The sequence below is a fragment of the Rufibacter tibetensis genome, from assembly GCF_001310085.1.
Lineage (GTDB): Bacteria > Bacteroidota > Bacteroidia > Cytophagales > Hymenobacteraceae > Nibribacter > Nibribacter tibetensis.
The window spans coordinates 4,743,782-4,763,109 of sequence record NZ_CP012643.1 but is presented as its reverse complement, the minus strand read 5'-3'; the positions used below and the strand labels follow the sequence as shown (position 1 = coordinate 4,763,109).

Annotated in this window: 18 protein-coding genes; 6 read left to right on the top strand and 12 right to left on the bottom strand. The window is 45.2% G+C overall.

Features of this window, described 5'->3' with window-relative positions; translation table 11 throughout:
* Positions 1-203 precede the first annotated feature (203 nt).
* Both DC20_RS19725 and DC20_RS19720 read left to right on the top strand, forming a co-directional pair.
* Positions 204-1,604, top strand: a complete 1,401-nt coding sequence (locus DC20_RS19725) for a S8 family peptidase (RefSeq protein ID WP_062545417.1) — start codon at positions 204-206, stop codon at positions 1,602-1,604.
* A gap of 361 nt (positions 1,605-1,965) precedes the next feature.
* Positions 1,966-2,448, top strand: a complete 483-nt coding sequence (locus tag DC20_RS19720; RefSeq protein WP_062545416.1) for a DUF1353 domain-containing protein — start codon at positions 1,966-1,968, stop codon at positions 2,446-2,448.
* A gap of 388 nt (positions 2,449-2,836) precedes the next feature.
* On the opposite strand, the gene DC20_RS19715 is transcribed toward DC20_RS19720, so the two are convergent.
* Both DC20_RS19715 and DC20_RS19710 read right to left on the bottom strand, forming a co-directional pair.
* Entirely contained in the window at positions 2,837-3,595 is a 759-nt protein-coding gene (locus DC20_RS19715) for a class I SAM-dependent methyltransferase (protein ID WP_071885514.1), read from the bottom strand.
* 714 nt (positions 3,596-4,309) lie between these two features.
* Positions 4,310-5,131, bottom strand: a complete 822-nt coding sequence (locus tag DC20_RS19710) for a hypothetical protein (RefSeq protein WP_062545415.1) — start codon at positions 5,129-5,131, stop codon at positions 4,310-4,312.
* A 378-nt stretch (positions 5,132-5,509) separates the two neighbouring features.
* Here DC20_RS19710 and DC20_RS19705 point away from each other — a divergent pair, with 378 nt between their 5' ends.
* Together DC20_RS19705 and DC20_RS19700 are read left to right on the top strand one after the other, a co-directional pair.
* Positions 5,510-6,955, top strand: a complete 1,446-nt coding sequence (locus tag DC20_RS19705; protein ID WP_062545414.1) for an alanine/glycine:cation symporter family protein — start codon at positions 5,510-5,512, stop codon at positions 6,953-6,955.
* Positions 6,956-7,047: 92 nt separating this feature from the next.
* Complete coding sequence (locus DC20_RS19700; RefSeq protein ID WP_062545413.1) at positions 7,048-7,740, top strand: pseudouridine synthase; 693 nt, start codon at positions 7,048-7,050, stop codon at positions 7,738-7,740.
* 208 nt (positions 7,741-7,948) lie between these two features.
* Here DC20_RS19700 and DC20_RS19695 read toward each other — a convergent pair whose 3' ends face one another.
* Positions 7,949-8,326, bottom strand: a complete 378-nt coding sequence (locus tag DC20_RS19695) for a hypothetical protein (RefSeq protein WP_062545412.1) — start codon at positions 8,324-8,326, stop codon at positions 7,949-7,951.
* Between the two features lie 108 nt (positions 8,327-8,434).
* On the bottom strand, positions 8,435-9,115 hold the full coding sequence (locus DC20_RS19690) for a hypothetical protein (protein ID WP_062545411.1): 681 nt from the start codon (positions 9,113-9,115) through the stop codon (positions 8,435-8,437).
* Between the two features lie 423 nt (positions 9,116-9,538).
* On the opposite strand from DC20_RS19690, the gene DC20_RS19685 reads away from it, so the two are divergent.
* Positions 9,539-10,078: a transposase gene (locus DC20_RS19685; RefSeq protein ID WP_062545410.1), complete on the top strand. Its 540-nt coding sequence runs from the start codon at positions 9,539-9,541 to the stop codon at positions 10,076-10,078.
* A 710-nt stretch (positions 10,079-10,788) separates the two neighbouring features.
* Here DC20_RS19685 and DC20_RS19680 read toward each other — a convergent pair.
* Positions 10,789-10,980: a hypothetical protein gene (locus DC20_RS19680; RefSeq protein WP_062545409.1), complete on the bottom strand. Its 192-nt coding sequence runs from the start codon at positions 10,978-10,980 to the stop codon at positions 10,789-10,791.
* A gap of 591 nt (positions 10,981-11,571) precedes the next feature.
* Between DC20_RS19680 and DC20_RS19675 the strand changes: the two genes are divergently transcribed.
* Positions 11,572-12,048, top strand: a complete 477-nt coding sequence (locus DC20_RS19675; RefSeq protein ID WP_245652252.1) for a RidA family protein — start codon at positions 11,572-11,574, stop codon at positions 12,046-12,048.
* Positions 12,049-12,644: 596 nt separating this feature from the next.
* On the opposite strand, the gene DC20_RS19670 is transcribed toward DC20_RS19675, so the two are convergent.
* The 7 genes from DC20_RS19670 to DC20_RS19635 all read right to left on the bottom strand — a co-directional run bounded on the left by DC20_RS19670 (position 12,645) and on the right by DC20_RS19635 (position 19,273).
* Positions 12,645-13,070 (bottom strand): hypothetical protein, encoded by a 426-nt coding sequence (locus DC20_RS19670; RefSeq protein ID WP_062545407.1) that lies wholly within the window; start codon positions 13,068-13,070, stop codon positions 12,645-12,647.
* A 1-nt stretch (position 13,071) separates the two neighbouring features.
* Entirely contained in the window at positions 13,072-13,731 is a 660-nt protein-coding gene (locus tag DC20_RS19665) for a hypothetical protein (protein ID WP_062545406.1), read from the bottom strand.
* A gap of 39 nt (positions 13,732-13,770) precedes the next feature.
* Positions 13,771-13,995 (bottom strand): PD-(D/E)XK nuclease family protein, encoded by a 225-nt coding sequence (locus DC20_RS19660; RefSeq protein ID WP_062545405.1) that lies wholly within the window; start codon positions 13,993-13,995, stop codon positions 13,771-13,773.
* Between the two features lie 109 nt (positions 13,996-14,104).
* A complete protein-coding gene (locus tag DC20_RS23270) occupies positions 14,105-14,503 on the bottom strand; it encodes a restriction endonuclease (RefSeq protein WP_062545404.1) in 399 nt (132 codons plus the stop codon).
* Between the two features lie 54 nt (positions 14,504-14,557).
* Positions 14,558-15,112, bottom strand: a complete 555-nt coding sequence (locus DC20_RS23265; RefSeq protein WP_062545403.1) for a restriction endonuclease — start codon at positions 15,110-15,112, stop codon at positions 14,558-14,560.
* Positions 15,113-15,710: 598 nt separating this feature from the next.
* Entirely contained in the window at positions 15,711-16,682 is a 972-nt protein-coding gene (locus DC20_RS19640; protein WP_062545401.1) for a hypothetical protein, read from the bottom strand.
* A gap of 68 nt (positions 16,683-16,750) precedes the next feature.
* Complete coding sequence (locus DC20_RS19635; RefSeq protein ID WP_083470390.1) at positions 16,751-19,273, bottom strand: type I restriction endonuclease subunit R; 2,523 nt, start codon at positions 19,271-19,273, stop codon at positions 16,751-16,753.
* Positions 19,274-19,328 lie beyond the last annotated feature (55 nt).

The window sequence follows — 19,328 nt, the reverse complement described above, 5'->3', positions numbered from 1 at the left end:
TGTTACTTTTTGACCAACTTCTTCCTTAACTCTTAAGATAATAAGCAGGTACTAAGCTTTTAAATCAAAAAAAATACAGGTTTAACTCTTGCTTTTTCCTGTTATGTGATGTTACCAAACAGCTTATTCTTTCCTCTTACTTCATGATTATTTTTAGTCAATTAGGTGCATAGTAACACTCACCCTAACCTAACCAAACTAACATGAAGAAAAAGTACTTTGCAGTGGGTAAGTCTGCCGTAGCAGCCGCTGCTTTATCTGTTGCGTTCTTATCTGGTTGCCAGACAGATCAATTACTAGAGAATGAAGAACTGACAGCAACGCAGCAGGCACAAGCTTCTATTGGAAGAGACTTCGTGCCAAATGAAATTTTAGTAAAATTTAAGTCAGGTGCTTCAGAAGAAGCAAGAGCTGCTGTTTTAGCCCGCATTAGTGGAAAAGTAAAAGAAAAGATCCTTACCAAAACCATGCAGCGGTTAGGTGACAAAGAAGGCCTTGTTTTGCTTCATACGCCTATGGCTGCAATGGAGGCGCTCAGTAAGATGAAAGGCGCCGCAGAAATTGAGTTTGCAGAACCTAACTACATATACACGCACCAGCTTGCTTCTTCTGACCCTTATTATACCAACGGTTCCTTGTGGGGACTGTACGGCGATGCCACCAGCCCGGCAACCCAGTTTGGCAGCCAGGCGGGCGAAGCTTGGGCAAGGGGCAACACTGGTTCAGCCTCTGTGGTTGTAGGGGTCATTGACGAGGGAATTCAAACGAACCACCCAGATCTTGCCGGACAAGTATGGACCAACCCTTTTGACAAAGCAGATGGCATTGACAATGACGGAAACGGCTACATAGATGACATCAATGGCTGGGACTTTGACGGTAACAACAACAGTGTGTATGACGGAGGCACCAGAGGTGCGTATGATGACCACGGTACTCACGTAGCAGGAACCATTGGAGCCAAAAACAATGGTTCTGGCGTGGTAGGTGTTAACTGGAATGTGACCATGATCTCACTGAAATTCCTGGGTCGTAACGGAGGTACTACTGCCAATGCAGTGAAAGCGGTAGATTACCTTACCGACCTTAAAACTCGCCACGGAATGAACATTGTAGCCAGCAACAACTCATGGGGCGGAGGCGGCTTCTCGCAAGCCTTGTATGATGCCGTAAACCGGGCCAACGCCAGAGAAATCTTGTTTGTGGCCGCCGCCGGGAACGGAGGCAGCGATGGGGTAGGAGATGACAATGATGTGGTAGCCAGCTATCCTTCTAACATGGACCTTCCTAATGTAATTGCTGTAGCAGCCATCACCAACACTGGCGCTAAGTCCTCTTTCTCCAACTACGGAGCTACTACGGTAGACATTGGGGCACCTGGTTCTGCTATCAATTCTACTACGGCGTACAGTACCTATTCTTCTTACAACGGAACTTCAATGGCAACTCCGCACGTAACCGGTGGCGTGGCATTATACGCCGCCACACATCCAGGTTCTACAGCAGCAGCCATCAAAGCAGCTATCATGAGCAGCGCAGTGCCTACTCCCTCAATGGCTGGTAAATGCGTATCAGGAGGTCGTTTGAATGTAAGCGGCTTTTAAAAGAAAATGGTTTAACAATTCGGAAAGGCGATCATCAGTATAGATGATCGTTTTTTTTGTGTTTATCCTAAAAGAGGAGTAACTCTTGTGGGTAGAAAAGAAAGGATAAGTAATTCTGATCTCAATATAAAGTGAAGCCACAAATAGTTTAGAAGGTATTTGTAGTCCTTTTTAGATGAGCTTTAAATATGGATTTAATTGTCAAATTTAATTCGATGAAAAAAGGTTTAATAATCTATTAGTAAATAACTTATAAAGTCCCCCTAACCGCTTACTTCTTCAGGAAACACCAAATATTCTATGCAGCCCATGCAAGTTTTGAATCTATGACTTAGTACATCACCTAAATCTTAAACCGCTAATGATACGTGACTACGCGCTTTCCCTCCAGAATGAACCTGTCATCGTGCCGGACTCCTTTTTGCCACCTCCGGTGCTTACGTTCAGCCAGCAAAGCAGAAAGTGGATGTTGGAGAACCCCTACTTTTATCTGGGTGAAGGATTCAACTTAACCGTTCCGGCTGGTTATGCCTTTGATCTGGCTTCCGTACCCAGGGCCATCTGGTGGGCCATTGCTCCCTTTGAGCTCTCCATTGTTGCGCCGCTCATTCATGATTTCATGTACGATTACGGCGGAGTACTTCTCAGGCAGGCAGTGCAGCCCTACCGCACTTTCACCCGCCGCCACGCAGATCATCTGTTCTTAGAAATTATGCGCCGGGAGGGAGTTCCTGAACTGAAAGCCCGAATCGCCTTCAACGCTGTAAGAGCCGCTGGTTGGATCGGGTGGAAAGGTCGTGAAGAGCCCGATGATGAAAATTCCCTTCAGTTTATGTCAGTGTAAAGCGGCTTCTCCTTGTTGACAGAATCAGCATTCAATATTAACGACCTTCTTATATTGAATACGCTTCCATTTGTAAACAGCTTAAAAAAATGTATTCTCCCCTTGAGGGGAGTGTAGAGGGGTGTTTACACAGGAGGGGTTTTCTTGGTATTTTTATAAACTATTATTTATCAGCGGGGTAAATCGATTAAGGAAGAAAATTATTGACATATTTTTTTAAATTCAGCAGGTGTAAACACCCCTCTACGCTCCCCTCGAGGGGAGAATCTGCAATGATTTTGAAGCTTCTGGTTTTAACTGGTTGAATTTGGATCAATACAATTGCTTTATCTATCACTTTCATTTACCCTACATATCTAATACTAAGCACTCACCTTTAGCTTTTCTGTTACTTTTTTGCTTTCTCATACAACAGAAAATGTTGGATGGGAAGGAAGTTCTCGCGGCGGTAGAGGGAGAACCCGTTTGCCTGGAGTTCTTTGTTGGCTTGGGCTACGCTCATCTTGTGCAACTCTTTGATGGGAACAGAAGGGTCTTCGGCGCGGTACTCCAGCAGCAGGAGTTTGCCGGTGGGTTTTAGGGCTCTTTGCAGCGCCTGCAGCATCTCCCGGGGGAACTCCAGTTCATGGTACACATCCACCATAATTGCGAGGTCCACAGATGCCTCAGGTAGGTTAGGTGCCTGAGCGCTGCCTTTCACTACGGTCACATTGGTGAAGCCAAGTTCCTTTTTGCGGGTCTTCAACGAAGAGACAAATTTATCCTGCACTTCCACGGCGTATACCGTTCCCTGCGGAACTTTCAGGGCTAATCGGAAGGTGTAGTAACCTGTGCCGGCACCTATATCGGCTACTACGCTGTTGGGCTGCAGTTCTAATTTTGAAAGCGCCAGCGCCACGTTTTCTTCTTCCTGCCGGGTATCACGCTCCAGCCAGGCTGCCCCAGAAGCTGACATTACATGTGCAATTTCGCGGCCCAGGTACACTTTACCCGTTCCATCTGGATGCGGAGATTTGGTTCCGTACACGGCAGCTCCCGTGGCCTTGCTTTTCACAGGTTGTGATTCGCAGGAAGCAAAGAGCAGAATCAACGTGCCCCAAAGAAGGTGGTAAGCAAAGGAAGGAGTGAGGCAGGCATTTCTTTTCATGTGAGAGAAGGCAAGTTGGTTTATTAACCCGAAAAGTCCAGTATGGTTTGCAGCTAATAGCTGAAAAGGGTACTAAAGCTTTCTGCCTGTTTTTGCAAAAAGTGCGCAATAAACTGTAAGGCCTTGAAACCTCCATGCTTCAAGCAGAGCATTGCCTTTGAAGAAATTTCAACGTTTATGATCGTCCCCCTTTGAAGGGGGTAGGGGGATGATATCTCGTGTTGATCATGTCATTCAGAGACATATTTTTAGCCTACAAATGCTCTACTATTGCACGGAGGTTACCTCCGTGCGTTTCCCTTATATTCTAAGACACGGAAGTAACCTCCGCGCATGACATTGACATTCAAAGACTCATCATTAACTCATTAAAGCAACAGCTCTGCTTCTTCCTGATGCATTATCATCCCCCAACCCCCTTCAAAGGGGGACGATCTACTTTCCCAACAATATGGAATTAGTATGATCAACAATTGGTAAGAGTAATCCTATTGATGTTTATAGGTTTTTTATGCAAAATGGCTCATAAATGAGGTTAGGGAATAGTACAGAACTTTACGAAAAAGGCTCCTCTAAAGAATCATCTTCAGCCTTTCAGGTCAATACCCATCATTATCAATCAGGTGAATGAGAGGGCAAACCTATTCCAACTTATATGTAGGGCAATCTTGCTCTGTTTAAATTAAAAAAAACCTCCTCTGTTCCTGCCTGAACCTACTGTTTTGACACTCGTTGCCAGACTTCGTTTACTTTGCCGCCGGTGCTGCTGAGGCCGGTGTGGTGCCAGTTGCCGTCTTTGATTTCATAGTTGAAGGACAAAGACATGCCTACGCGGTTGTTGTCGCGGGAGAAGAACTCTATGTGCTCGATGTATTTGCCGTCTTGTGCGGTGTAGGTGCCGCCGCCGGTGCCGAAGAAGCCACCCGTTTCAGAGTTGAAGGCAATCCACTGGAACCGGTCACCCGAAAAGATTTTGATGGTCTTGCGCGGTCCGGGCACCATCTGGTTCATCTGGCCATTCTGACCCTCGCGGCCGCTGATGCGCCAGGCGCCGGCCAGGGGAGAGGCTGCTTTTTTCTCCGTTACTTTCTCCCAGGTTTGTGGCACCTGATCTTTTCCGCTGACGGTTTGTAGTTGCCACTTGCCGTTCTTACGGGTGAAGGTGCCCGCTACCGTGGTACCTACCTTGGTGCTGTCAAAGGTGTTGAACTCATAGGTGGCGGTAAGCTTCCCGTCTTTGAGGGCATAGGTGCCGCCATACGTCCCGATGAAGTTCTTCCCCGCTTTGTCAAAATGGGCGACCGAGAAGAAGCCATCGGCCAGTGTTTGAGTGACAGTGGTTTGTCCGGCGGCCTTGGAATTGGAAACCAGTTGCCAGGCTCCTTCTAAATCCTTCGGGTTAGGGTGGGTCTGCCTGGTTGTGATCTGCCCACTTATAGTTCTGGTCTTTTCATAAGAGAAATTTGAAAAACTGCTCCAAAACAGAAGGCTAATAGCCAGCAATGATTGGAAGGTGAAGGCGGATAGTGTTGCCATAGGAGTAAAGAACTGGGAGTGAAGTCTAACCATATCTACTTAGGTGTAAATACGATAACCAGAATAATTCAGCTGTTTTGTGCTGCTTTCCAGGAATTGCCTTCAAAACAATAGTTTACTGATCATTTGACTAAAGACCTTTTTCACTTCTTATTTTCAACCTCTATTCACATTCTAAATATCCGCAAAGGTGAACAGAAAGGCTTTGGAAAGTAGTCCTTACAAACTTCCTTTTAGAGGTCTCCGCATGTTTCCTAAACGGGGTGACGCCTGAAACCTTGATAATTTTCCTTACTTTAGCTATTCCATTGATATCTCTGTTCACCTAAACTACGCCAGTAAGGCTCCTTCTCTCTTCTTTTAGATACCACCACTTACATGGAAAAAATCATTACCAGCATTAATGACATTGTTTGGAGCAATGCCTTGATTATTCTCTGCCTGGGTACGGGCATTTACTTTTCCCTGAGAACCGGGTTCCTGCAGGTGCGGTACTTCCGCGAGATGATCCGGTTGTTGTTCAAGAACACTTCCTCTGCCACTGGCATCAGTTCGTTCCAGGCATTTGCCGTGGCCATTGCGGGACGGGTAGGGACCGGGAACATAGCCGGCGTAGCCACAGCCATCGCCATGGGCGGACCGGGCGCTATTTTCTGGATGTGGATGATCGCCTTCCTGGGCAGCGCCTCGGCCTTTATTGAAGCTACCCTGGGCCAGATTTACAAAGAGGTAAAGGACGGGCAGTACCGGGGTGGACCTGCTTTTTACATTGAGAAAGGGTTGGGCATGAAATGGTACGCGGTAGTGTTTGCCGTGGCCACCATCCTGAGCATGGCGTTTCTGCTACCAGGCGTGCAAAGCAACAGCATTGCACTGGGTATCAAAAACGCTTTCCCCATTTCGCCGGCTATTACCGGTGGTGCGGTAACGCTGGTATTAGGTTTGATCATTTTGGGTGGTGTGAAGCGCATTGGCAAAGTGGCCGAGGTCCTGGTGCCGTTCATGGCGGGGGCGTACATTCTGATGGCCCTGGTGATCATTGGCATGAACATCACGCAGGTGCCGGCAGTTTTTGCCCTAATCATCAAGTCGGCTTTCAACCTGGAGCCTGCCTTTGCCGGGGTATTTGGCATGGCGGTTTCGTGGGGCGTGAAAAGAGGCATCTATTCCAATGAGGCAGGACAGGGAACGGCGCCGCACGCAGCCGCTGCTGCCGAGGTAAGCCACCCAGTAAAACAAGGGCTGGTGCAGGCGTTCAGCGTGTACGTAGACACCCTGTTTGTTTGTACCGCTACGGCCTTTATGATCTTGTTTACCGGTCAATACAACGTTGTAAACCCGGCCGGCGGGTTCCTGGTAGAGCACCTCCCGGGCACCCCCATCGGGTCTGAGTACACGCAACAAGCGGTGAACACCCACTTCCCAGATCTGGGTGGCGGGTTTGTGGCCATCGCTTTATTGCTGTTCGCCTTTACTACCATCATGGCCTATTACTACATCGCGGAAACCAACCTGAGTTACCTCATGAAGGAAGGCAAAAGCAAGCTGCCGCTATGGGTGCTACGTGCCTGTATTTTGGGGGCTACGTTCCTTGGATCAATCAAGACCGCGGAGTCTGCCTGGGCCTTGGGCGACATTGGTGTGGGTATCATGGCCTGGCTCAACATTGTAGCCATCCTGCTCCTGCAGAAACCAGCGCTGAAGGCGTTGAAAGATTACCAGGAGCAGCGGAAAGCAGGTATAGACCCGGTATTCAATGCCCAGAAGCTCGGCATCAAAAACACTGAAGAGTGGGAAGAGCCGCAAAAGGCAGTGGCGGTATAGCCCTCACCAAAATTTAATAGAATCTGATTACCTTTAGAGTCAGGGAGTGGGAGGATGCCTCCTGTTCCCTGACTCTTTTGATTTTACCTTGCATGAAAGCGCTTACCTCGTCTCTGCAGTATTTTGTGGTGCAGAAAGCCCGGCTGTCTAACAAAGAAGCGGTGCAGGCCATTGTAGCGGGAAAGGTGCTGGTGAACGGGCAGAAAGGCCAGCTCCAGCAAGTGCTTCAACCCCTTGACGAAGTGCTGCTGGATGGGCAGGTGCTTAAAGAACCCCAAACCTTCATATACCTAGCCTATTACAAACCCCGCGGCGTAGAATCTACCCTCAACTCAGCCATTGAGAACAACTTGGCGCAGGCGCTGAACCTGCACATGAGGGTGTTCCCGGTGGGGCGGCTGGACAAAGAATCAGAAGGGCTCATGCTGCTCACCAATGACGGCGCCCTCTACAATCGCATCAGCCATGCCCAAAACCATCAGGAAAAGGAATACGTGGTAACGGTAGACAAGCCCCTGACGCCGGAGGCTCTCGCGCAACTAGCCACTGGGGTGGTGATCATGGGCCAGCAAACGCGGCCTGCCCAGGTACAGGCCCTAGGGGAGAAGACATTTTCCATTGTGCTCACCCAGGGCCTTAACCGCCAGATCAGGCGAATGTGCTATAAGCTGGGGTATGCCGTAGAACGGTTGGTGCGTGTACGCATGGTGCGTTTGAGGGTAGGAGAGTTAAAACCAGGTGAATGGCGGGAGCTACCCCTAACTGAAGTGCAGGAGCTTTTGTAATACCCAAAATCTCATCCTCAAGACTTTACGGCAAGCTTCATTATCTGACTCAAACCTCCGGCAGTAAGTGGTAGCACGTTAACCATTTTTTTCCACTGCAGCCTTAACATTCAGAAGAGAACTTCGCACTTTAGCCTACAAACAAAAAAGCGGCCACCCATAGTAGGTAGCCGCTTTTCTGAAGAGGTACGCCGGTGAAGGCGTTGCCTTAGTTAAATTGCTGTGTGATGTATTCCAAAAGTTTCTCGTCACCCATGTGGTTAGAGGTGCTTTCTTTTGTTTTGGTGTTTTTGAACTGGGCTGTATCGGCTAGGAAATGGATGAACTGCTCCTGGGTGATGCCGGTACCCGTTACGTGCACTTCCTCGGCATTCTGCATGAAAGCAGAAATTTCCTTGAAGAACTTCAGCTGCAAAGACTGCTCTGCGTTGTTAGCGGTGTTCTCATTGGAGTTGCTGCCCTGGCCTGCGTTGGTGGCCTGGCCTACTACCACGAACTCACCTGAGTCCACGTCTTCTCTGCCTACTACCGTGGCCTGACCTGAGTCTATCCATACGCCAAATTGTTTGCTGTTTTTTCCTGACATTATCTTGTGTTTAAAGTACTGCGTTGAACCTGACAGCAGGAGCAGAGTCGTTCTCTGGCCGCTATCCCGTAATGTTGTGGTGATGTTGCCGGGTAATTCCTATCTCTTCTAAGCAGCTTCCTGCGGGGCAATGACTTCCTCGTAGGTGCCTTCAAACACCTGGGCCACCACATCGTCTTTGCTTAGCCAATACTCAGACGTGAGCAGGACATAGGCGTGGTCACCAATGGGTTGCAGGTCCCAGACAATAGAATCGGCATCCGGAAAAGCAAGCGTGCCCGCCATCTGCTCGCCAAACAAGCGCTTCACCAGGTTACTTCCAGATAAACCTTGTTCCAGCAACCGCAAAGCCCCTTCTTTGGAAAGGATCACGTCATTGGTCTGCTGCTCTGGCGTAGCGGTGAATTTAATGCGCGTGGCCTTGGTGTTGGGGAACTTGCCGTTAAAGGCTTTGTAGAGCAATTGGTTGATGTGGAACAGGGGAGCATGCAGGCTGATCACCGGATATTCTTCTGAGATTTTGTCCAGCAGCATGTCATTGGAGATCTGGTGGATTTGTCCATCGCTTAAATGGTCAGCCAATTTGTACTCCAGCACCAGGGCTGCCGCCTCGTTGGGCTCGTAATCGGTGATGGCCATAGCCAGGAGTTCCGCCAGCGTATCTGGGCTTACCGCAGCGGCATCAGGGAAATTGAATTTCTCCAGCAACTGGATGTAGTCCTGGTCTGACCAGTAACCGGGTACTTCTTCTAGTACTTCGGCACTGTTGATGGTGATGGTATACTTCATAAAATGTATTCTAGGAATAAGGGACTCTGTTCTGAAAGCCAGAGCAAAGGGAACGTGAGTAGCTCACCAGTGCCTCTTAGATCAGACACAGACAAACAAGAAGAAAACGGCCGGTAAAAAGACGAGAAGGTGAGAAGAACTTGACTTTTGGCGGAAGGATGCTCCGCTTTGCGGATGGGTTACTTCTCTAGAACGCGTAGGAACGGGGAAGGTTCAAAATGAGTTTTGCAAGGCGGCAGACTTAGCAACCGGGGCATTGACGTGAGTAGAGTAGCGAACAGATTTAAACCTTTCTAAATCTATTTAATACTCTTCTTTATTATTCCCAAGTACGGACAGGTCGCGACCTATCCCCCCACCCCTTCCCGATCCATTACTTTCCTGCTCCAATCTTCCTCTTTAGCATCTGCGTAAAAAGCAAGCATGAGACCAGACCGAAAACGGAACAGGCTCCTAGGCTTTGACTACAGCCAGGATGCTTTCTACTTTGTCACCTGTTGCGTGAAAGAGATGGCCTGTGTCTTTGGCGAAGTGATCAACGAAGAGATGCACCTAAATCAATTCGGGCAGATAGCCGAACGACAATGGTTTTGGCTCTTAGAGCAATATCCTTATCTTAGCTCTCATGCTTTTGTGGTGATGCCCAATCATGTTCATGCCATTCTTGAGATTAATAAACAGGGAGTATTGATGCTTGGAGAGGATCAGGAATGCGAGGGGACAGGTCGCGACCTGTCCGTACTTTTATCTTGGGGTGGGAGGAAGGTGAAATCGTTGTCACAGATCATGGGAGCGTATAAAACTACCACCTCAAAGCTGATCAGGCTTGCCGGAATGCCAGATTTTGCCTGGCACCGTTCCTTTCACGATCATATCATCAGAGATGAAAAGAGCTTCCGCAACATCAAGCACTATATTGAAAATAACCCCGCCAAATGGGAGGAAGATACTTTCAGAAGATAAATAAATTAGCAAAGTACGGACAGGTCGCGACCTGTCCTCCCACACATATTGAACACTAAAAGATTACTGATTCAATCTGCCTATTTTAATTTAAATTATAACTTATGTAACAGATCACCCCTTCATTAACACCTGATTTTCTAACCAGTCAAGCAGTTCAATTGATATTAAATTCTGCCAATCTTGAATTTTTTGGGATACGGGCAAGGTAACAACTGAACATTCTAATTCTGTTGCGACACCATTATCTGGATGAATTATGCCTGTGAAGTATGTGCATTATGCTTTTACCAAAGGGGGTGCAACTATACAGCTGCTTGGCATGGGTCCATGGGGTATAACGCACGTTAATAAAGCGGATGACCCACGGGTTGCGAAAAAGTAAGTTTGAAAGAATGTACAGGTATATTTTATTTAACCCTACATTCAATAGTAGACCTGCAAAGTAAAAGCCTGTTCTGTATGGAGCAGGCTTTTACTTTTTTTATAAACAGATCAATAGTAGGTGACTCTCATTTTAGGCACACTATTCAACGTATAAAACCAGAGACAGCAGATAAACCCATCATTCCATAGACTTACATCAAGGTGTGTCTTGTTTGCATCTGATACAGTGTCAGAACACTTTCATATCAGCAAACGATTAACACTGATTGATGAATTCTAGGATCTTCGTTTGCTGATTTGACCAACGCAGTTTACTGTTGCGTCTACTGGTTCCTATCAACTGTCGACGAAGTTGTATCTGTCTGATTGTTTCCTACAGTGTCAGATTCGTATTCCAGCTGCGGTCTTACCTCATCACCTGCCTGTATATCAATATCCTTTTCGGTTTGCTCGTTGGCGGTATTGCCACAACCAAATAAGAATATACCAAATAATAGAATCAATAACTTTTTCATAGCTCCTTCCTTTGTTCATACTTCTTAACGGATGATATAAACTGCAGGTTGTTAACCCTTTAGAAGCTTAAAAGCAGCGCTACGTTATGCTTGCTGCTGCCGGCTTGCAAGTAGTAATCAAAAGCAAACGGCAGCTCCCTCTACATCTCATTCCTCTTATTTGCAGCACTTTATGTACAAATCTATACCTGACTTTGATGTCAAGTTTCTGAATAAGACAGATGAGCAGACGAAAGAGATTGCCGTACAGCATTTTTGTTAGGAGGTAATGACCAAGAACCGCAACTATGAAATGGATCTGTATAAATGATTGGCGAAAGACGACAGCTTCAAATTGGTCTTCCAAGCTTTATCAAAGCGCGTGTTGGGAGCGGCGTGAGATTATTGAAACAATAGTAAAAAGAAAATAGATAGGACTGAATCACAAGATCAGATAGTACACCATGTGAAATAAACCTATGAAATAGTATCTTAAGGACTGACTTTCAAATGTACAACCTCGTCTGATGACCGAGCACAAACCTAATTGCTATACATAAAATCTCTACAGGTATGAAAGCACTACTAATACTCCTGCTAATTTTTACCTCAATGGCTGCTTTTGCTCAATCCCCAGAAGAAAAACTAGCGCAACTAAAGATCCAGTTGCCGCAGGTGCCGGCTGCCGCCGGAAGCTTTGTAGACGCTGTAAAAGTTGGGAATCTGATATACCTGTCGGGCAAAGGTCCCCGCAACAGCAACGGGGAGTACATAACAGGCAAGTTGGGCCATGACCTGACCGTTGAGCAAGGATATGAGGCGGCAAGATTAGTTGCCCTGCTGCAACTGGCAGTACTTAAAAAAGAACTAGGTGACCTGAAACGGGTAAAGCGAATTGTAAAAGTGAACGGATACGTGAATTCGGCCGCTACTTTTTATGAACAACCGAAAGTAATCAACGGGTATTCAGATGTCATGATCGCGGTATTTGGAGACCAGGGCAAACATGCGCGAACTGCGGTTGGTACGAATGCCCTTCCGTTTAACATTGCAGTGGAAGTAGAAATGATCGTGGAGGTAGAACAATAAACCAATGTAGAATATGGTGCCACCCTAACTTGTTCTCACTAGTAATAGATGCAAGTTCGCCCAGTGTTTTGTAGAATTTTGCTTCTATGGATATGGTATGCGTAGCGGTTCCTAGTCCTTCATCATTACTTCCCATTTAGCTTCTGTTCTTCTCAACTTCTCGAAAAAGAGTAAATATGAGAATGTTACAATCTTTCAGAAAATGCTGAGCATAGGGGGTGAGATTAAACTAACTGGCTCTTTCCTGAAAGTTAGTGCTATCATAAAAGGCTGAGGAAAGGTGGTAATCTTTTCCTCAGCCTTTTTCTATTTTGTGGTTTAATGAGGAAGCTTCTTTTTGAATGTCAGGTGAATCAATCTTTTTTAATTCACTTTGATAGATTTACCAATAGCAAATAACACCTGATCTATATAAAAGGTATAGTTTTCAGTATTTCGCAAGCTTTCCTTTAGTACAGATTCATCTTTCACCCATTTTTTATAGGAATTTATTAATGTGTTCTGTTTTCTTGATATGATGGAAAGCTTTCTGAATTTTTCTATTTGTTGCAAATCATTAGACTGATGTACTGCAAATCCTCTTAGGACGTGTTGGTCTACAATGTGTCAACAAGTGTTTTGGAAAGGTGCTTTCCAAACTGATAAAACACAACTCCCGCTTCGCGGTTGCTTTTGTCATCCTCTTTACATTCTAAAATGCCATCCACTATATGTTTTACCTTTTTTAAATCACCGTTTTTCCATGCAATGGCATACAATAGTTTCGTCACCGGATTAAGGATATTTTCAGGTAAATTCTTTTTAAAGGTATTATCAGCATTCAATATGCCTTCGTCCTTCAATGTTTTTATTTCTTTATCAGTAATTCTAAATTGAATAGGTGGATATAAATCAAGATTCAACTTATTCTTGATAGAGAACTCTGAACGCAAAAGTATATCTTGTACTGCCTGTAGACTAGTAGCTTCTTTTAAAAGATTGAACATTTTGTCAACCCAAACTTTTGCTTCCTTATCTGTCATGTTAGATCTCAGTTTCGGTAGCTTCAGTGAGTACTGGTTTAGCAGAAAGGTTAAATATTGTTGGGTGGGAAGGAATAACGCTTTCTAGGTCTAATATGAACTGCTGAAAGAAATTAACGATTGAGGCTCGTTGATTATCTTCTAATTGAAGAAAATCAATTAAGCGTACTCTACGCTCTACTCCATAGCCATTAGGATCGGTGTCAAGCAAATACCAGCCGTCATTAATCATTTTTTCTTGAACACCTTTAGCAAAATCTCCGGTTTTGTCTTTTTTATGGCTTATCCATAAGCGGGTAAATAGACAAGGGTGCTCACCCCACCAGTTGCCAAATCCTAGAACAACGTTTACTTCACGTCCATAATTATAAACCAAGACATACTCGTTGTGGCGAATGGTAGGTTGGTTGATGTAATAGCTAAACAATCCTTTTTTTGTATAAAGCCTACTAATATCATTTCGTAAAATATCATTAAACTTCTTTCTAAGATCAAAAAAGGACTGAAAAGTAGCTAAGTCACTATAGTTGAAATTTTCCATAATCAGTTTTCTGGTTTTTAAGAAGCTTTTAAACTCTTGGCTTAATTCATTACACTCTCTGTTGATACATAGTGCAACATCATGCCAACGTAATTGCTGGAAATCAATACCCTTTGGCAAGACTAAAACTTTATCCTCCCTTTTAGCCGTAAGAAATACCTACAATTTATTTTGTTGCCCTCTTTCGGCTAAAAGACTGGCGTAAGAGTTAAGTTGGTTTTGCATTTCATCAGAACCTATTTTGCTTTCCACCATGATAAAAGAATGTCCCAAGTTGATTTCCAAATCAGTTCTTTTATTCTGAGTACCATAGACACATTGTGTGTCAATATAAAAGGAGGTATAATGACGGTCTTTAAGCTCTAGTTTAGCTAGAAAGATCATGCTCTAAGCAACTAGCAAAAATCTCGGTTATATAATCTTCTAAGGGCACACTATTATTATTGTCAAGCAATCTTAATAGTTTCTCATATAATGGTTTCATCTGAAGTGATTAAACAGGCCAGTAAATCTTCTTAAGCGGAATTAAAGCCCTCGTATCTGAGTCAAAGTTGTCGTAATGCTGAATAATTAATCTAACCAGCATCTCTAAATCAATTAAGGTGATAGGAATGTTTGCGCGTTCCGCTTCATACCGTGCGTCTTTAGAATAACCGCCCGTAGAGACGTACAAGCCTTTATCACCAGAGCGTAAGCCTCCCAAAAAGCTTCTGATTTCTTGAGAACCCATGGTTGTATTAGTTCTGTGTTTCACTTCAACCATGATTTTAGGATTCTCCAGACCTAGGCCATCAGGGGAGGCAATGATGTCTTTGCCTCTATCAGCGCCTTTAGGACTAATTAAGGTTTTATAACCCATACCTTTAAGAATACCAGAAACTAATTCTTGCATTTGTTCCCAATCTAGGGCAAGTACCTTATCTTTTATGAACTCATAAGCTCTGGCCTATATGTCCTCCTTTAAAGTATCAAGAGTTTCAACGGTTTCTTCGTCTGCAGTATTAGAACTGAATGTAGGAGCTGGGGTAGGTTTCTGATGTAGCAATTCTTCCTGCAGAAAGTCAGGAAGTTTGAACAGCGTCATGATAGCACCAAGGCTATTTTTAGCGGCTGTAGAAAGGTCATCTCTGCCTACACTCGATATCCATTTTACATAGCGTATGTGGTGGTAATCTGTTAAGTTACTTGAGTAGTAATAATCAGAAGTGATTTCACCTATGTGGTATATTCTAGTAACATTATTATATGTAACCACTTTTTGATTTTTGGCAAACTCAAATCTGAACCGAAAAATTTGGCCAGCAACATTGTTGATTTTGCCTGTTTTAAACTCAGGGAAAGTAGTTGATAATTTTATCTTAAGACTTTCCAAGTCTTTTAGGTTAGTTAAATCTCCTACTCGGTTCCATCCGATTGCTACCAGTCCCTTTGATAAGAACTCTTCTGCTAGGTACGCATCTTCTCCGGCCCTTACCATCCACATGGATTGTTTATTTAGCATGCTTTAGTTAAAAATACTTGCAGGTTAATAATATTAAGTTGTTTTAAAATAGTGTTTTTAATCATGATCATTAGAACATATTTTTCATTCAAGATTTTCTTATTAGATCCAGCACTTTGCCCAAGTGTATTACAAAATATTTATCCCCATAAACTGAGTCTTTTCTTATTTCAGTTCCTTTGAATTATACTCGCATAAAGGGAGCGTCTTTGGCGTAGCCGTTTCTGAAGTGTACTTCATCAAATACCTTAAAGTTTCCTAGTCCGGCGGATGTACATAGCCGAGTAGTCCAAAATTCTTTGAGCTCTCTATATTCTTCAGTTTTTATGCCAGCAGCAATTTGGTCAAACCACTCCTTTTTGAGTGTTAAGGGCAAAACCTTTTTTTTCTTTCATTTAATTAATGTTTTAATTATAAATTAAAAAAGGTGGTATTTATAAAGTTTAATATATTCCAAAAATAAATAAAAGGTTACTGTTCAGCATAAATAGTAATCTTGTTTGATTTTATTCAGACAAGATTACTATTTCAGTAAGAACTTAGTTGATAATATTTTTTTTGAAATTTCTAACTAAATAGAAAGCAGGTTTTATATGGCTTATTTCATGCCTATAAACTTCTTGCCTATTTCTAATAAAAGTTGCTTTAGTTCTGCGGCAAAAATAAATTTGATGTTTTTGTCAAAGTTTATAAGATTATCATGGTTTGATCTATCAGCCCTAATCACAATTACAATTCTTTCAATTAGTTTTATATTGTCGTTATCCCAATATAATTCAGATTTGTTAATCTGGTCAACTACATTAGTGCCAACTAACCCCTCATAATCTTTAACTTGAATTGCAATAGCGTATTCAGAATCTGGTAGAACTCCGGGTATTTTAACTAATATATCAGTACCATGATCCTTTTCTAATTTACCTCCAACTCTTTCAATTTTGTATATAGGATATAGTTTCTTCAACCCATATATCAAAGCATATTCCCATTCTTCATTTGAGAATTGGTTAGTTAATTTTTCATATAACCTATCGGCAAAGTCACTTCCATTAAATACTTCATTGAAAACGCTATCGATAGAAGTTTCTAACCTGCTTTTGTGATCTTGTACTTTTGTTAATTCTGACTGTTCTGTTGCAATTAAAGTTTGTACGTCAGTAGCATAATGGTTGATGTTCCAAAACCTGGACATATTCTTAAGAGTAGACCTTAAGTTTCCAGTAACATTTTGATTACCTCTTTTAAAGCTTTTTATATACTCTGCTGGAAATATATGCCCATAATCACCTAATGAGGAGTCAATTTCAAACCTATAGCCTTTGTCCCAATCTTCTGTTGCTCTTACTAGGGCAACTTCACCTATGGTTGGCAGGCTAGGTACTAAAATAACATCTCCCTTTTTCACTTTAGAAAACATAGGACGATTACGTCCTGCACCTTCATCCAATTGAAAGTTTCTTAAATCTTGGCGAGCATCCCAGCCCCAACCTTGTCGTAGTCTACCCTCAAGTAATTCTTTATAGAAATAATTGACTTTACTTTTATCTACTCTGTAGCACCAGTGATTCATAAATTTTTTATAAAGGTTTATTTAATGTTTTCATTTTTAAATTAGATGTAATTAAATCGTAGGTATCATCAAGCCACTTCAAATGCCCACACTTTATACCGCTCTTCTGCCTGTTCCAGTATTTCATCAAGTATCTCCTGCAGGTCTTCTTTTACTTTAAAGCGGAGCACCTTTTTCACGGCTAGCTGCAGTTGGGCTTTAGTGTCGTCTTTTTTGTACCAGTCTGGTTGGGAGGCGCTTTTCTTGACCTCTGCCAGTATCTTTTTCACCAGCTCTTTAATCAGGTCAAAGTCTTGCACGGCATTGGGGTGGTTGGCAAGAATCTGGTAGAAGGCTTCTTCCTCTTCAGTGAGGCCCAGTTGCTGGCGGAGCTTGTCTTCCTCCTGCATCTGCTTGGCCACATTGCGCAGTTTTTCCATAGCCACAAGGCTGTCAAAGAAGTGTGCATGGTAATCTGCTATTATCTTTTCTACTTCATCTTTGAGCTTGCGGTACTTGATCAAGTTCTTGGTAGAGCGGACCTTGATCTCATCATTCAAGATCTGGCGCAGGAGCTCCAGCTTGAGTTCGTTGCCGGTCTTTTGCTCCTTAGCGGTGGCCAAGAACTCGTCATTGATGATGGAGATGTCAAAACGCTCTATGCCGGCCATCTGGAAAACGTCTACTACGTCTTCGCTCTCGATGCTGCGGTGGATGAGGTCTTTGATTTGGCCCTGCGTTTTTTTGATGTTGGTGGTTGGGTATTTGACTTTGCGCACGGCCGCGCCCACGTGCTGGAAGAAGAGAATATCTACCGCAATGTCATTTATGGCTGCGTGGTTTTTCACGATAGAGGCCAGGCTGCTGAGCTTCTTCTCGTTCAGCATAAACCCTTTGCAGCGCTCATCATCAGAGACCAGGTAATTCGTAGCCAGCCCTACCAGTTTAAATTTCTCAGGAGGGGTTAAGGCCAACCAGTTTTGGTAGGTGAACCCAGGTGGCAATTGCTCCCGCAGCTGTTCTATGATTTCCTGGGTGAGAGAGAAGGCTTCCTCAATCTCTAACGCCACGGCACCCGAGCCACCCGCGCCGGTGTATTTCTTGGTGGCATCGCGCAGGCGGTCACCTATGCCGATGTAGTCCACGATGAGGCCGCTGGGCTTGTCACGGAAGACGGTAGCCACGCGGTTCACGGCCTGGATGAGGTTGTGGCCGGTCATCACTTTGTCTACGTAGAGCGTGTGCATGGCCGGGTTGTCAAAGCCGGTGAGCCACATGTCGCGCACAATGACCAGTTGCAGTTTGTCATCTGGGTCTTTGAAGCGGGTTTTGATACCTTCCATGGCTTCCTTGGTACGCACGTGCGGGTTCCAGGCCACGGGGTCTTTGGCGATGTTGGTGGTCATAATGACGGCTACCTCGGGGCAGCCGGGCAGTGCGGTGAGGGCGTCATAGAGCTTCACGCAGTTGCGGCGGCTCATGCACACCAGCATGGCCTTGCCGCTCAGGCTGGCGTTACGGGCGGTGTAGTGCTGCAGAATGTCTCGGGCAATGGCGGCCACGCGCTCCTGAGAACCGGCGGCGTCTTCCATGGCGGCCCAAAGAATCTTGTTTTTGTCATTCTCTTCCAGACCGCCGGTGATTTCCTCGGCTTCTTCCTCTAGTTGGGCGTTGCCCAGGTGCAGCTTGGCCAGGCGCGGCTCGTAGTAAATGGGCACCACGGCTTTGTCTTCGGTGGCCTGCTTTATGTCATAGGTGTGGATGATGTCGCCGAACACGGCCAAGGTATCAGCGTCTTTGCTGTCTACAGGCGTTCCGGTGAAACCGATGAAACTCGCTTGCGGCAGGGCGCGGCGTAGGTTATTCGCAAAGCCCTGCACCAGGCCGTACTGGGTGCGGTGGCACTCATCAGCAATCACAATGAGGTTGTCGCGGGAGCTGAGGACGGGGTGCTCCAGCTCGCGGCCGGTGGCGGTGTCCTTGAGGTTGAACTTCTGCACGGTGCTGAACACCACGCCGCCGCCCTCGCCGCTGAGCAGGGTGCGCAGCTCGTCGGTGGTGTTGGCGATGCTCACGTCGCCTACCAGGTCTTTGGCGGCCACGAAATCCTCGAAGAGCTGGCGGTTCAGGTCAAAGCGGTCTACCTGCACCACAATGGTGGGGTTCCGGAGCTGGGGTAGCTGGCGCAGGATGCTGGTGTAAATGGCCATGGTGATGCTCTTGCCCGAGCGGGTGGTGTGCCAGATAACGCCAATGCGGCCGTCGCCGAAGGGGCGCACGCTCTTGAGGGTTTCCTGCAGGGCGTACTGTATGCCGTAGAACTGGTGGTACTTTGCCCCTTTCTTAATCAGCTCGCCTTTTTCCAGCTCATGGAAGATGAAGTGGCGCACGTATTGGAGCAGGCGGTGCGGCACCAACAGGCCTTTGATGAGGGTTTCCAGCGCGAAGCCGTTGTCTACCACGGCACGGCCGTCTATGCTTTTCCAGGCGGCGTACCACTCCAGGCCGCTGCTGAACATGCCGTGCAGGGTGGTCTGGCCGTCTGAGACCACGGTGAGGGCGTTGTACTCAAACACCGCCGGTATGTCTAGGGTGTAGTGCTTAGGCTTCAAGGTAGAAGTACCTAGGTTTTAGTTTGTTAAAGATTATTTTATATAATCACTATCT